This is a genomic window from Planococcus sp. TJ-302 (assembly GCF_058268455.1).
Genome location: NZ_JBZDOI010000003.1, coordinates 18140 through 33792, shown reverse-complemented (window position 1 = coordinate 33792; position 15653 = coordinate 18140). Strand labels below are relative to the sequence as shown.

Here is a 15653-nt window from a genome sequence, read left to right as displayed (position 1 = left end):
ATTTTGTCTGGCCAACCGATTTTGCATACGATAGGATGGATACCATTTGAATCAAAAATCTTCCAGGCATTATACTGCTCAGCTGTTCATGACGCTTGTTTCAGCAATCGGCTGGGCAGTGATCATCTTTTCCGCACTCGGCGTACAAACACTTAAAGATCCTTTTGAATTGCTTTTTTTATTCGCCTTTATTTTTATAGCTGAATATTTTCCGATGCCTTTTCAAAAAGGAAATTCTTCATTAACCTTCCCAATTATCTATTTGGCATATTTGCTATATGGAATTGAAATAACGGCGGTGTTATATTTTACTGCTGTTCTGTTGACTACATTAATCAATCAGCGCCCGCTCCGGATCATCTTTTTCAATCCGGCCCAACTGGTGCTGAGCCTTGTCTTGGCTGACAGGATCACAAATTGGGCCGCTCCTCAGCTGGAGCTCACGGAACCTTCATTGAGCATTTTTTTCTTATTGTTGTTTATCGGTTCTTTTTATTTCATCAATAACGTGATTGTTGACATCGTATTGCTTCTGAGGCCGGAAAGGTACACTTTATCCACCTGGGTCCAGAAAAGCCGGGCAGAACTTTTCAGTTTTTCCATCTCCATGGTTTATGGGCTGCTCCTCCATTATTTGGGCAGTCAAAACCGGGGCGACGGGGACATCTTGAGCTATTTCTTCTTCTTATCCCCTTTGATTTTCTTGGCGATCATCAGCTCGGTCATTATCCGGTTGAGTGCCGATAAGCAAAGGTTGAAAGCACTGTTCCACTTTTCTTCGGAATTGAATAAAGCCATTCCGATTTCCGGCTGGGAAAATGACATCAAACAGCTGATTAAAGAAGTAGTTTCTTATGAAGAAAGTTATTTGTTCACCCGCGATGAAAAGGGAAATTGGAATCTAGCGATTGCTGAAGGAGACTTGGCGCCTACGGAGCAAGCTGCTGCTTTCACAGCATTGAACCAAGTGCAGTCCACTACTGTCTATAACAAAACCGATATTCATTTATCGCCGCTAGGCCAGCGATTCAATACGGCCATCCAATCTGCTGTGTTTGCGCCGTTGATTTTTGAGAATGAGCTGGTCGGCTGCCTAATCATGGCGAAAACACGTACAAATAGCTTTATCGTAGAAGATGTCCATTCGATTTCAACCATTGCAAATCAATTAGCGATTTTCCTGAAAACGCAGATGCTTTTCTCCGAAAAAGAGCAGCGGATTTTATTGGAAGAGCGCAATCGCATCGCACATGACATACATGATGGCATCGCCCAAATCCTGGCAGGAGCCGTGATGAAGTTCGATGCTGCTGCTAAGAAGATCCATTCCCATCCGAAAGATGCACGGTGGCTCGTCAATGACAGCAATAACATCTTGCGCGGCGCACTGCAGGAAATAAGGGATTCCATATACGCTTTGCGCCCTTATCCAACCGAACAGCATGGCCTCTATATGGCTATCAAAAATAAAATCGAAGAACTGAATCAAGACAAAACCTTGGATCTCGACATCACTTTTGAAAGCCGGGGCATTCAGCCAAAATTGAATTTGGTGGCGGAAAAAGCTATTTTTTCTATCATTCAAGAAAGCCTGCATAATTGCATTAAACATGCACGAGCTGAAAAAGTCGGAGTTATGCTGAACTACCAAAGAGACCAGATTTTGTTGACAGTCAAGGACGACGGCATTGGTTTTTCGTTATATGAAGCCATGACGACGGCCATGAAAGAGCCGCATTACGGAATTCTGCAAATGAACGAAGATGCGGAAAAAGTCGGTGCCACATTCCAGATAGAAAGCAGCCACAACATCGGCACTGAAATCTTTGTCAGAATTCCTAAAGCTGGATTTGAAGGAGGATAACCAGGTGATAGAAGTAGTTTTAGTAGATGACCACGCAATACTGAGAGACGGCCTAAAAACCATGATCGGACAGGAAGACGATATGAAGGTCATCGGCGAGGCAACCGGCGCAGCGCAATTGAAAGCGATGCTGTCGACCATCAAACCGGCGGTTATCATAATGGATATCAATATGCCGGAGATGAATGGGATTGAACTGACCAAGTGGGTAAAGGGCCACTATCCAGAAATTAAGGTGATCGTGCTGACGATGTATAAAGATGATGAATATTTCATGGCCGCTATCCGCGAAGGGGCCAATGGCTATTTGCTGAAAGACTCTCCTTCTGAAGAGGTTATCTCAGCTCTCCGGCTGGTAAGCCAAGGGGAATCGGTCATTCCGCCGGCAATGACCAAAAAGCTTTTGTCGTTTCATCACGCTGACAACAAAGCCGATGGCAATTCACTGACGCCAAGGGAGACTGAAGTGCTTCTCGGTCTGGTCGAAGGCTTGTCGAACAAAGAAATCGCAGATCGGCTATTTATCAGTGATAAAACGGTCAAAATCCATATGAGCAATATCTTTAAGAAATTGAATGTCAAAAGCCGTTCGCAAGCATTAATCTATGCAGTCCAACATAAATTGGTGCCATTGCTGTAAAAGCGCAAGGCGACCCTGGCTACTACTTAGGTAGTAGCCAGGGTCGCCTTTTTAACTATTTAAAATACACCCGATGTAGAATGGCTGAAAAATGCGGGTTATGACATGCTTGATAAAGCAAAATATTCCGACTTTTAAAGGAGAGAAATTTATGACAAAAAGCTTACACATCGCAACAGTTTTGTTAATGGCTTTGCTATTGGTCTTCCAGCCTGCTGGAACAAACCGGCAAGCTGCTTCCGCTTCTGCCGGAACAGCAATCGACCCCATATTAGAAACGCTGCTCCTGGAAAAAGACCATTCCGCTCCGATTGAGGTGATCATCACTTTCCGGGACACTGAGAAAGTGATGCCGGAACATTTCCAGCTGCTGAAGAAGTTAGGCATTAAGACAGGCGTCTCTTTCAACAGCCTGCCAATCGCAGGAGCTCTTTTGACTCCCCAACAGATTAAGGCCCTCTCTTTAGAACAAAGTGTCCAGTCCATTTACTATAACGCACCGTTAGAGTACGACAACGAAACGTCCACTTCCCTGACCGGCGTCGACCAGCTTAGAGAAGACGCTGCTATTCAAGAAGCGAATGGTGGCTTTCCGCTGACTGGCCAGAATATCGGTGTCGTTGTTAACGACAGCGGAGTTGACGGAACCCACAAAGACCATCAGCTAGGCCGCAACCTGGTACAGAATGTCTTGGCCAGCACGAACTTGAACAGCACCATCGGCCTGGCTCCAATCACGTATGTGGAAAATGTCCCTAACACCGATTCCACTTCAGGCCACGGCACGCATGTGGCAGGCATTGTCGGCGGAACAGGTGCAATGTCCGGAGGCAAATATGAAGGGGTGGCGCCTGGCGCGAATTTGATCGGTTATGGTTCCGGTGCAGCAATTGCCATCCTCGATACCATCGGTGGTTTCGATTATGCTTTGACACACCAACGCGAGTACAACATCCGTGTCATTACCAATTCATGGGGAGACACAAGTGATTCGAATACTGATTTCGATCCGAACCATCCGATCAACGTGGCTACTAAAAAATTATACGATCGCGGCATCACCACCGTTTTTTCTGCCGGAAATTCTGGCCCTGCTGAATCGACCATTTCCGGCAATTACAAAAAAGCGCCGTGGGTAGTCACAGTAGCAGCAGGAGATCAAAATAGGCAACTGGCTGGCTTTTCTTCAAGAGGAGTAAAAGGCAAAGGCGGAACAGTGACAGTTGACGGTGAAACCTTCCAATGGGCGGATCAGCCGACAATTACAGCTCCAGGGGTTGATATTATTTCAACTCGTGTGCTGTCTCCGTTGTCAGCGCTAAGCGTACAGAAGGATTCGGCAACAATCTCGCCTGCTCACTTGCCGTATTACACGACGTTCAGTGGCACATCAATGGCTGCACCTCATGTTGCCGGCATTATCGCTTTGCTGCTTGAAGCAGATCCAACCCTTTCTCCAACCGAAATCAAAAATGCATTGCAGCAAAGTGCAACGCCGATGGGCGGCTATGAGTCTTGGGAGACCGGCTCTGGCTACGTTAATGCCTACGCTGCTGTCCAATTGTTGAACAACACAACAGAACCCGTTCCAGCAAATTAAAAGAATACCCGCCTTTCTGAAAATGGAGAGGCGGTTTACCATTACCACTTTGTTTTGCCTAACAGCTCATGCCTTTGCTTAAAAAATACAACTTAAGCGGAATGGCTAAATAGCAGAAGAAAATAAATAAGGTGGCATCATCAAAACAATTGAAAAGAGGTTGGAAAATGAAAAAAGCATTGATATTCGCAATTTTATTATTTTTAATTTTCCCAGCATTCTCACCTGCTGGAGCAACAGAACTCACTTCCTCTACCAAGACGGCCGTCGATGAGAAAATCTGGTCGGCATTCGATGAAAGTAACACTGCCCAAGTCATCATTACATTTAAAGGCGATGGCAAACCGACAGATAATCAGCGAGCACTTGTTCAAAAACTTGGCATTGACTCTGCCGTTACGATGCAAAGCTTGCCAATAATCGGGGCAATTGCCACAAGACAGCAAGTAGAACAACTTGCTCAGAACGACGAAGTGCAATCGGTTTACTTGAATGAGAAATTGACCTATTTTAACGCAGATGCCTCTGCCATCACCGGCGTGGATAAAGTCCAATCTGATTCAGGGTTCCAGCAGCAAAACAGTGGATTTCCTTTATCAGGTGACGGCATTGGCGTAGTCATCAACGACAGCGGGGTCGACGGCACGCATAAAGACCACGAATTGGGCAGAAACCTTGTACAGAACGTTTTAGGTACTACCAATCTGCAAGGTACTGGAATCATCCCAATCTCTTATACAGAAAATGTTCCTAACACTGACACGAATTCAGGACACGGAACGCATGTTGCCGGCACGGTCGGCGGCACGGGCGCATTGTCCGGCGGCAAATATGAAGGGGCTGCTCCCGGAGCAGACTTGATCGGCTATGGGTCAGGCGGTGCTTTGTTCGTTCTTGATGGCATCGGCGGATTCGATTACGCCATTACCCACCAAAGAGAATACAATATTCGTGTTATCACCAATTCATGGGGCTCTTCAGGTGATTTTGATCCAAACGCCCCAATTAATATCGCCAGCAAAAAAGCGCATGACCGCGGAATCGTTGTGTTATTCGCAGCTGGCAATGCTGGTCCTGCCGAAAATACACATAACCCTTATGCAAAAGCTCCATGGGTCATCTCTGTTGGCGCAGGTGAAAAAGACGGCACCCTCGCTGATTTTTCTTCACGCGGAACTCAAGGTGTCGGTGGAACATTTGAAATGGATGGACAAACATGGAGTTGGACAGACGCTCCAACATTTGTAGCGCCAGGCGTCGATATCGTTTCCACACGGACCGTTTCCCCGGTCACAACTTTAGCAGCCCAAAAGGATCTTGAAACGTTGGATCCCGCACATTTGCCATACTACACCGTCATGAGCGGAACATCTATGGCCACCCCGCACGCAGCTGGCATAACAGCATTGCTATTGGAAGCAGATCCGACTTTATCTCCGGATGAAGTGAAAACCGTATTGCAGCAAACAGCGACGAATATGCCCGGCTATGAAACTTGGGAAGTCGGAGCAGGATATGTGAACGCTTATGCCGCTGTCGACAGTGTGATAAACGGCGCTTCTTACGGTGCGACATTGAACAGCACCAAAGAATTCAATGCCAATGTCATCTCAGAAAGAACAACTGAAGAATTTGCAGTAGATTATACTTTATCAACTAGCACCCAGCACAGCTTCACCGTTAAGGAAGGATTATCAACTCTGTTTGCGAAAGCCAATGCAGCAGGCGTTCTTGAACAAACAGGAAACCCTGTAAATTTGGTGCTCATCTCCCCTGATGGCACTGAATACAGTTCAGGGATCAGCTTGCTGTTCCCGACCACTTATGAACGGACAGTCATCGTCAACAGCCCGGCTGCCGGCGAATGGAAACTGGAAGTTCGTGGGCTTCGCGGAAACGATTTGAATCCTGTAGGATTGGCAGTGCCGGAGACGGTAAAAGGAGCGATTGCCTTTACGAAAGTAAGCGGCATTACTGGTGCTTCTGATATTGCAGGACATCCTGCTGAAGCGGCAATCGCCATGGGTATCCAGAACCGGCTGATCGACTCATACTCAAACGGCCTCTTTAAACCAGATGCCAAACTAAATCGTGCAGACTTAGCCACTTCTTTAGTAATGGGAGCGGAAATCCGCCAGAATATGACTTCAGCAGCAAACTTCGCTGACTTAGGGGAACTTGCCCCATATGCAGCAGCCGTCATTTCCAAAGGCGCCGCTTTCCGAGATTACAGCCAGACTTCAAAAGGTGTTGTAGAACTTCGCGCAACTGGAGCATTCGATCCGAAAGGCACAGTTACAAAAGCGGAACTTGCATACTCACTGGTACAGAGTTTAGGATTGCAGAAACAAGCCGAAGCGTTTACAGGTGACATAACAGTCCAGTATAACGACAAGCGGATATTAATCAGTGACCAAGCCACTATTCCGGCTCATCTAAAAGGCTATGTCCAATTAGCATTGGACTTGAATATCTTGAATGCGCAGTTTACCGCCACCCAAGGGAAATATGACTTAAAACCGACAATCAGCGCTTCATTTGCGCCAGCCCAGGAAGTGAAACGCGGTGATTTCGCGGTAGCTTTCAGCCGATATTACGGGGCATTTTTCGCTAAATAAACTTCAAAACGCCATCTCCTTTTAACAGGGGATGGCGTTTTTTATACAGCATGAGGAACCGGTAGCAGTCCAGCTCATAGCGGATCAATGCGGTGTTTAAACGCTAATTCTTTAGAACAATTGATTTAACCGAAAAGAAACCAGCCATTCGCTTACTGGCTGGTTTCTAAAGTTAATCCGTGACCACTGCCTCAACCTGATAAAGAAATTGTTTCGTCCGTTCCTCTTTCGGATGGAGAAAAATTTCTTTGGATGTTCCCTGCTCTACAATGACCCCTTCGTCCATAAAAACGACGCGGTCTGCAACTTCTTTCGCAAAATTCATTTCATGTGTGACAATCACCATGGTCATTCCTTCTTCAGCCAAGCTTTTAATAACCAGCAGCACTTCACGGACAAGCTCAGGATCAAGCGCTGAAGTGGGTTCATCAAACAGCATGACCAGCGGATTCAACGCGAGCGATCTGGCAATCGCCACCCGCTGCTGCTGCCCTCCTGACAACTGCGCAGGAAAATGGTCGCTGCGGTCACCTAACCCCACTTTGGCCAACAAAGCTTCGGCGATTTTTTTCGCTTCTTCGGGCTTCATTCCGTGAATGGCAATAGGTCCTTCCATGATATTTTCAATGGCAGTCTTATGAGGAAATAAATTGAACGATTGAAATACGAATCCCGTTTTTTTCCTCAGCTCCCTAATGACCTTCTTACGCTGCCTGTCAATTTTCCCGCCAGCATGGACTTGGTATTCGCCAATTTGAATGATGCCTTCCGTCGGCTCTTCCAAGAAATTCAAGCAGCGCAGCAAAGTGGATTTCCCGGAGCCGCTGGGACCCATAATAACCACCACTTCGCTTTTATCAATGGTAAGATCAATGCCTTTTAATACCTCATTGTCGCCAAAGGCCTTTTTTAAATTATCTATTTGGATCATAGTCATGGCAATCTCCTAACTTGTCAACGGACTAAGTATTTGGAACTCTGCACTTCCAGTCTGTCCAATAGTTTGGTGAAAAACGAAATCAAAATCCAGTAAATTGCTGCGGCCACTAAATAAATTGTCAGCGGTTCGAACGTTTTAGCGATGATCAAGCTCGACATTTGCAATAATTCCGTAACGGTAATCACCGAAACAAGCGATGTATCCTTTATCAACACAATAAACGAATTGGACAGTGTTGGAATCGCGATCCGCAAGCTCTGCGGCAAAATGATTCGCTTTAACGCCTGAGGATAGGTCATTCCCATCGACATCGAGGCTTCCATTTGCCCGCTGTCCACCGCCAAAATGGATGCGCGGAAAGATTCTGAAAGGTAAGCACCCGCATTTAAGCTTAACGCCAATACACCGGAAGAAATCGGATCCAAGGCAATTCCTATTTGCGGCAAGCCGTAATAGATGACGAATATTTGAACCAGCAACGGCGTTCCCCGCATAAGGGAAACATACGTATTCGCCACTTCGTTTAACACTTTCACTTTCAGGATCCGGATGATGGCTGTAAAAAATCCAATCACTAATGCGATAACGATAGAAATCGCTGCTAAGAAAATTGTCATTAATGTCGCTTTTAATAATGATGGCAATGAATCAATAATAATAGTAAAGTCCATAGTTCCTCCCGTCAGACAAGCGCTATGAATGTTATCCCGCTCAAACGAAAACTTCTTCTTTGTAGTCAATGTCGATTCCTAAACGTTTCAATTCATTTAGAAATGGCTGGAATCGATCCCGAATAATCAAGCTTTCGATCGGAATAACCCCTGTCTCAGTTATTTTCTTTGTCGCAATCAGTTTCGCTATAATCAGCGCCGGAAGCGCAGTTGTCTTAGCCATTGAGGTAATATTCCGTTCATGATCATATAAATCAATCATTTCCCATAAATGCTTGGTCCGTTTTCCGTCTTTTGTGCCCGTTACTTCCACTCGCAAGACTGTAATGTCTTCATGCGAATCCCCTTTCATTTTCGAAACAAGTACTTTCTCGGCAAAAGCCCGGGGTGTAGTCATGGTTCCTTCTATTTCAATGGGGTTGTCATCTAGAAATCCCAGCTCGCCAATCACTTTCATTTTTTCCCAGTGTCCTGGGTAGCGCACTGTTTTTTCATATAAATTTTTCACTTTTCCTTTTAACATGAAAGCTGTACTATGGGCATCGGTGATTACGGTTTCACATAGCCCGACCGGTTCGGGGAAAGTAATCTCTTGCAGATTCGAAAGCGGCGCCAATTCGACGATTTTCCCACCCTCAATAGCCGTTGCCGGTTTTGTATACAGCCCTAATAAACTTTCGAGGCGATAAACCACTTGATACCATAACGGTGGAATAGGGTGCATCGGAATTCCGCCGCATGTCATGACTGCTTCGGCCGCTTCGTCCAAGAGGTCTATGCCTTGTGCCGCTAAGAAGTTTGTAATTCCCGGGGCGACACCGCATCCCGGTACAATGATGACGCCTGCCTGCTGTGCTTGTTCATGCAAATCCATTTTCTCCATGAACAGAGAGCCCACGAGATCCACTAAATGGCAGTTGGAGGCGATAGCCGCCTTAATGGCGGCCAAGCTCAGCGAATGAGGAAGGCAGGCTACAGCCAAGTCAGCACCTGTTAAAACACGCGCAATATCTTCTTCTGTTTTTAACGCAGCTACTTTGCCGATCACTTTCGCGCTATCGGCAATGGCCAAGCATTTATCGATGCTGACTTGACTAAAATCCACAGCCGTAATAACGTCGATTTCCGGAAATTTACTCATTTCCGTCACTACCGTTGTGCCAATCATTCCGGTGCCCAAGACAAAGATATGCAAGCTTCTCATCCTCCTTCTCCATGCTTTGCTTCAATTAACTTGAAAACACTAAAGGAACAAAGATGTTCCTTTGGCCACTTCGAGCATCCATCAATTTTCTAACGGCTCTGTTCCGAACCATTTTTTGTAGATTTCATTGTAAGTTCCATCTTCTTTCATTTCTCCCAGCGCCACGTTTACTTTTTCGATAAAATCTTCATTGCCTTTATTGACCGCCATGCCAATTTCATCTTTATTTAAAATATCACTCGCTATTTTGATCGGCAGACCCTCTTCTTTAATGTTGTAGCTGATCAGCAATTGGTCGTTGATAATGGCATCCAAACGCTTGTTTGTCAAATCCTGGATATAATCACTGACGGCTTTGTATAACTTCACGTCGGCACCTTCAACGCTATTCGCCACTTCTTCAAAAGTAGTCCCTCCGCCAACGCCGACTTTCTTTCCTTTAATATCTTCAAGTTTCGTAATATCATTTGTATCTTCACGCGTTACTAGCACTGAGCCCGTGATTACATATGGATCCGTAAAATCGACACTTTTTTTGCGCTCTTCTGTCACGGTCATTTGGCCTATAATGATATCAAATTTATCAGCTTTTAAACCGCCGATCAGCCCATCCCATTTGGTGGCAATAAAATTCGCTTCAACTCCAAGACGTTTGGCGAGTTCATTCGAAATATCCACATCGAATCCTTGGTACTCATCATTATCGTCAATGAAATTAAATGGCGGGTACGTCCCTTCAAATGCAACATTCAACTCTTTGGATTCTTCAATCCGGCTGAGGACAGTATCTGCGCCGCTTTTTTTCTCCCCTTGTGCCGTTTCTTTAGCATCTCCTGAACCGCAAGCTGCCAACATACTAATGATTAGTACAATAACGAACGACCACACAGCATTTTTCTTCATCCTATTTTCCCCCTTCTTTTTTAGAACTGCTTTTTTCTTCTGATGCGGAAAAATAACGTTCTACCGATTTGCACACAAAACAAACCCGTTAACGGTGAATCGGAGAACATGGATGGATGGCTTTTCTGAGAGGGAAAATCAAACCGATGAAATCATACAAGCGAGGAGTTCTAACGTCATTTTTCTCTTCCTTTTTTTAGAAGGTATTCCATTCATTATTCTCTACTAAAATCCAAAAGTCAATCAAACTTTCAGATTTTTCAGATAAAAAAGATTGTTTGAAGAAACACCTGAAACAAAGAAACTAGTAGATGCCCGCTTATGCAAAAAGAAAAAAGCTCACCCTAAGGCAAGCTTTTCCCACTGTAACTTTTGTTAATTGACACCTAGCATTTCCTCCGGCTCAGAAGCCGGCTCCGCTTTCGGTGTCCGTGCATCCTGCAGCCAGCATGCCGCCGTATGGCCTTGTTCCACTTCGGTATCGTGCGGCGTATACGAATGGCATACTTTCATTGTATGCGGGCATCTTGCCGCAAAAGCGCATCCTTCGCCAAGCGTTGCGAGCGTTGGCGGAGAGCCGGCAATCGGCAATAGCGGCTGTCCTTTGTCTTCATTGAGCTTCGGCATCGATTTAAGGAGACCGAGTGTATAAGGATGCTGTGGATTATAGAAAATCTGATCCAGCGTTCCTTGTTCGATAATCTTGCCGCCGTACATGACAGCAACTCGGTCCGCCATATTGGCGACGACACCGAGATCATGAGTGATTAGGATAATGGCCGTGTCTGTTTTTTGCTGCAGATCTTTCATCAAGTCCAGAATTTGCGCTTGGATGGTGACGTCAAGCGCTGTTGTCGGCTCATCTGCAATCAGTACTTTCGGATTGCAGGCAAGTGCCAAAGCAATGACGACGCGCTGGCGCATTCCTCCGGAAAATTGATGCGGGTAATTGTCCAGCCGCTGCTCCGCTTTCGGAATCCCTACTAATTTCAGCATCTCGAGCGCACGGTCGCGTGCCTGTGCTTTCGTCATGTTCTGATGGCGCTGGAGGCCTTCCATGATTTGCTTGCCGACTTTCATCGTCGGATTCAGCGACGTCATCGGGTCCTGGAACACCATCGAAATTTCGGAGCCGCGGATATCGGTGATTTCTTTGGCAGACAGGCTCAGAAGGCTTTTTTCGCCATAAAGAATATCGCCTTTGCTGATTTCGGTATTGTGTTTTGGCAATAAACGCATGATCGATTTCGCCGTCACGGATTTCCCCGAGCCCGATTCACCGACAATCGCCAGTGTTTCGCCTTTTTTCAGCTCAAAGCTGACACCGCGGACAGCAGTGACTTTACCGGTTTGGGTCTTGAATGAAACATGCAGATTATCAACTGTCAAAATATTTTCTTTCATCGGATAGGACCCTCCCCTATTTTCTCATTTTTGGATCTAATGCATCGCGCAAACCGTCACCCAGCAAGTTGAAGCAAATCATGATCGTGCTGATGACAAGCGCAGGGAAAATCAATTTATACGGGAAGTATCTCATTGATTTATAGCCGTCTTCGATCAATACGCCGAGCGATGCAAGCGGCGCCTGCAAGCCAAGGCCGATAAAACTCAAGAAGGCTTCAAAAAATATCGCTGTCGGAATAGTGAACATGACCGTGACGATAATCGGCCCCATAACGTTCGGCAGCAGATGCTTCGTGATCAAGCGGCCGTTCGAAGCACCGAGTGTGCGGGAAGCCAAGACGAATTCCTGGCCTTTCAATTGCAGGATCTGCCCCCGCACAACTCGTGCCATGCCAACCCAGCCGGTGATGACCATTGCCAAAATGATGGAACGGACGCCCGGTTCAAGCACCAGGATAAAGAGGATGATGACGATCAAGTTCGGTATCCCCATCAGCACCTCAATAATCCGTTGCATGACGTTATCCACCCGCCCGCCGTAGAACGAGGAAATCCCGCCATAAATCACGCCGATAATCAAATCGAGTGCCGCAGCCACAACTGCGATGAACAAGGAAATTTGCGTCCCTGTCCAAACACGCGTCCACAAGTCGCGGCCAAATTCATCCGTACCGAACCAATAATTGGTTTCCACTTGCCGCTCGGCGTAAACATCCGTGCCTTGTGCGTTCAAGCCATTAAAGCCGAGCCATTCCATGCCTTCCACTTTCGGCGGCAAATTGGAATGAGCCAAGTTTTGTTCGCGGTACGTGAATTCATTCATGCCCGGCCCGATCAGCGCCAAGACGATTAAGAACACCAACAACACCAACGAAATCATGGCACCTTTGTTTTTAGCAAGGCGATGGAACGCTTCTTTCCAGAACGACTGGGAAGGCGTACCGATTTCTTCGCTTTTGCTTTGGTCAAGCGGCGATTTCACAAAAAGGTCGGCCGGGATGCCGTCCGGCGTGTATTCGCCATGCGTTTCAATCCCTCGCTTGCCCGGCAATTTCGCGTCTAATTCTGTCATGCTGATTCCCCCCTATAATTGATGCGAGGATCCAGGAAACCGTATATGATGTCGACGACAAAGACGACAAAGATGAACAGCGCGCTATAGAAAATAGTGATTCCCATGATAACGCTGTAATCGAGCACCAGAATAGACAATGTGAATTGCTCCCCCAGCCCCGGCACCGAAAAGATTTTTTCAATGACCAGCGTACCGGTCATAATGGAAACCGCCAGTGGTCCAAGCATCGTGACAACCGGAATCAGCGCGTTGCGGATAACGTGCTTCACCACAACCTGCTTTTCGGTCATCCCTTTTGCGCGTGCGGTAATGACATAATCCTGGCCGATGACTTCAAGCATTTCACTGCGGATAAACCGCGCGACTGTCGCCGTTACAGTTACCGACAGTGCAATCGACGGCAACAGGGTGCTCGAATAGCCTTCCCATAGCGCGACCGGAAGCCAGCCGAGCTTAACGCCTACATAATACTGCAGCAAAGCTGCAAAGACGAATGACGGAATCGACATCCCCAAAACAGCAAGAGCTACAGAACCGTAATCGAAAAGTGAATTATGCTTTAATGCGGAAATGATGCCGAGCACCATTCCGACAATCGCTCCAATGATCAGCGCCTGCAAGCCGATAAATGCCGAAGGGCCGATCCGGCTGCTGATCATGCTTTCCACAGTCCGTCCTTCATGTTGGAAAGAATAGCCTAAGTCGCCTTGCACTAAGTTGCCGATATATCGGAGATACTGGATGCCAACTGGCTGATCCAGCCCATACTTCGCGTTCAACACTGCCATTTGCCCAGCCGTCAATTTTTCCGGATTGGTGAATGGAGTTCCAGGAAGCAGCTGCATAAGGAAAAACGTTGCAGTGACAATGATAAAAAGCGTAATAATCATGTAACCAATCCGCTGGATTAGATACCGTTTCATAGGAACACCCCTATTTCTGTATGGTAAGTCTTTTCTGGATGAAAAAAATACGAGGGGCGCCGATTACTCGGCTACACCCTCGTATCTATAGCTGCATAATCTGCAAATTATTCTTCGATAGATGTCCACTTATAAGAGAATGTAGCACCAGTAGGGTGGACAATTAAACCTTTGATTTTATCTCTCATCAAGATAGCTGATCCGTCTTGGTAAAGCGGTGCAATTGCAGCATCTTCTTCCAAGAGGATTTTTTCAATGTTCAACAGCATTTCGTAGCGTTTCGCTGCGTCAGTTTCAACGCGTGCTTGTGATACTAATGCGTCAAGTTCTGGGTTGTGGTAGTCCATGCGGTTAGCAGAACCGTCTTTCAGCCACATATCCAAGTATGTCATCGGGTCGCTGTAATCCGGGCCCCATGAAGACAATGACAAGTCGTATTCAATCGCTTTTTCAATTTCCAAGCGTTGTGCGAATGGCACTGCTTTGATCTCGAGTTTAAAGCCTGGAAGATTTTCTTCAAGCTGTGCCTGAAGGTATTCCGCCACTTTTTTGTGGTCGTCAGAATCTGAAATGTTGATTGATGCCGTTACATCCGCAACGCCAGCTTCTTTAAGGCCTTCAGCGAATAATTTTTGCGCTTCTTCAACCGTACCTGTGTTGAAATCGCCGTTCAATTCACGGAAGTCCGTACCATCCGGATTTGTGAAGAATCCTGCTGGCACCACTCCGTTAAGAGGTGTAGAGCCGTCTTTCAAGATAACATCTGTCAAACTCTTTTTATCAATTGCCATATTCACTGCTTGGCGGACTTTCTTGTTGCCCAGCACTGGATGGTTATGGTTGAAGCGCAAGAAAATCATGCTCGGCTCCAAAATCGTATTGAAGTTCGCATCGTCTTTGAATTGCTCTACAGACTCAGAGCTCAGGTCAACACGATCCACTTTGTTTGTTTCATACAAGTTGACACCAGTAGTTGAATCTTTTACAACGTAAGCGTTGATCGTATCCAATTTAACCGCTTCTGCGTCCCAGTAGTCTGCATTTTTTTCGTATTTCCAGCCTTGCTCGTGCGTCCATTCAACCAATTTGAAAGGTCCGTTAAACAATAGGTTTTCTGCTTCAAGTGCATATTGATCGCCTTGCTCTTCAACGAATTTCTGGTTTTGCGGCAAGAATGTTGGGAAAGTCAACAATGACTGAAGTAATGGGTTTGCGCTTTCCAGCGTAACTTCCAATGTTTTTTCATCAATCGCTTTAACACCCAATTCCTCAGCATCCACTTCTTCGTTCATGATTGCTTCAGCATTTTTGATGCTTGCTGTAACGAACATGAAGTTGTATGGGCTCGCATCTTTCATGACGCGCTTCCAAGCATATTCAAAATCCTGTGCTGTAACCGGCTCGCCATTGCTCCATTTTGAATCGCGCAATGTGAACGTATGTACAGTCTGATCTTCGTTTTCTGTATGTTCTGCTACTAAAGCGTCAATCGGCTCATGATTTTCATCTTGGCGGTACAAGCCTTCGTTGACATTATTTAGCACTGTGAATGCTACGCCATCGTGTGCTTTTGTAGAATCCATTGTAGGAATATCAGCAACAGCTGAAACATTCAATACTTGGCCCGCTGTTTCTTCGCCGCCTTCTGATCCCGACCCTTCTGAAGAGCTTTCGGAAGAGTTAAAGTTACATCCGGATAATATTAAGACGAATGACATTAAAACCAATAAAGCTTGGGCTTTCATCTTTTTCCCCATTTTTCTACCCCCTGTGTTTTCTAATAATTCTTTTTAATCATAATAGTAATT

At 46.0% G+C, this 15653-nt stretch carries 12 protein-coding genes; 4 read left to right on the top strand and 8 right to left on the bottom strand.

Annotated elements, in window-relative coordinates:
• Nucleotides 1–46: 46 nt before the first annotated feature.
• The 4 genes from AC4EHB_RS12975 to AC4EHB_RS12960 all read left to right on the top strand — a co-directional run bounded on the left by AC4EHB_RS12975 (nt 47) and on the right by AC4EHB_RS12960 (nt 6722).
• Entirely contained in the window at nt 47–1864 is a 1818-nt protein-coding gene (locus AC4EHB_RS12975) for a GAF domain-containing sensor histidine kinase (protein ID WP_490981779.1), read from the top strand.
• A 4-nt stretch (nt 1865–1868) separates the two neighbouring features.
• Complete coding sequence (locus AC4EHB_RS12970) at nt 1869–2504, top strand: response regulator (RefSeq protein ID WP_490981778.1); 636 nt, start codon at nt 1869–1871, stop codon at nt 2502–2504.
• Between the two features lie 151 nt (nt 2505–2655).
• Complete coding sequence (locus tag AC4EHB_RS12965; RefSeq protein WP_490981777.1) at nt 2656–4104, top strand: S8 family serine peptidase; 1449 nt, start codon at nt 2656–2658, stop codon at nt 4102–4104.
• A 167-nt stretch (nt 4105–4271) separates the two neighbouring features.
• Entirely contained in the window at nt 4272–6722 is a 2451-nt protein-coding gene (locus AC4EHB_RS12960) for a S8 family serine peptidase (RefSeq protein ID WP_490981776.1), read from the top strand.
• Between the two features lie 172 nt (nt 6723–6894).
• Here AC4EHB_RS12960 and AC4EHB_RS12955 read toward each other — a convergent pair whose 3' ends face one another.
• The 8 genes from AC4EHB_RS12955 to AC4EHB_RS12920 all read right to left on the bottom strand — a co-directional run bounded on the left by AC4EHB_RS12955 (nt 6895) and on the right by AC4EHB_RS12920 (nt 15602).
• Entirely contained in the window at nt 6895–7653 is a 759-nt protein-coding gene (locus AC4EHB_RS12955) for an amino acid ABC transporter ATP-binding protein (protein ID WP_490981920.1), read from the bottom strand.
• Nucleotides 7654–7676: 23 nt separating this feature from the next.
• Entirely contained in the window at nt 7677–8333 is a 657-nt protein-coding gene (locus AC4EHB_RS12950) for an amino acid ABC transporter permease (RefSeq protein WP_490976338.1), read from the bottom strand.
• Nucleotides 8334–8373: 40 nt separating this feature from the next.
• Nucleotides 8374–9528: a saccharopine dehydrogenase family protein gene (locus tag AC4EHB_RS12945; protein ID WP_490981775.1), complete on the bottom strand. Its 1155-nt coding sequence runs from the start codon at nt 9526–9528 to the stop codon at nt 8374–8376.
• A gap of 90 nt (nt 9529–9618) precedes the next feature.
• Nucleotides 9619–10440 (bottom strand): transporter substrate-binding domain-containing protein, encoded by an 822-nt coding sequence (locus AC4EHB_RS12940; protein WP_490976340.1) that lies wholly within the window; start codon nt 10438–10440, stop codon nt 9619–9621.
• Nucleotides 10441–10815: 375 nt separating this feature from the next.
• On the bottom strand, nt 10816–11844 hold the full coding sequence (locus AC4EHB_RS12935; RefSeq protein ID WP_490981774.1) for an ABC transporter ATP-binding protein: 1029 nt from the start codon (nt 11842–11844) through the stop codon (nt 10816–10818).
• A 16-nt stretch (nt 11845–11860) separates the two neighbouring features.
• Complete coding sequence (opp3C, locus tag AC4EHB_RS12930; protein WP_490976342.1) at nt 11861–12919, bottom strand: oligopeptide ABC transporter permease; 1059 nt, start codon at nt 12917–12919, stop codon at nt 11861–11863.
• Nucleotides 12916–13845, bottom strand: a complete 930-nt coding sequence (locus AC4EHB_RS12925; protein WP_490976343.1) for an ABC transporter permease — start codon at nt 13843–13845, stop codon at nt 12916–12918. The genes opp3C and AC4EHB_RS12925 overlap by 4 nt, the downstream gene beginning before the upstream one ends.
• 107 nt (nt 13846–13952) lie before the next feature.
• Entirely contained in the window at nt 13953–15602 is a 1650-nt protein-coding gene (locus AC4EHB_RS12920; protein ID WP_490976344.1) for a peptide ABC transporter substrate-binding protein, read from the bottom strand.
• Nucleotides 15603–15653: the final 51 nt, after the last annotated feature.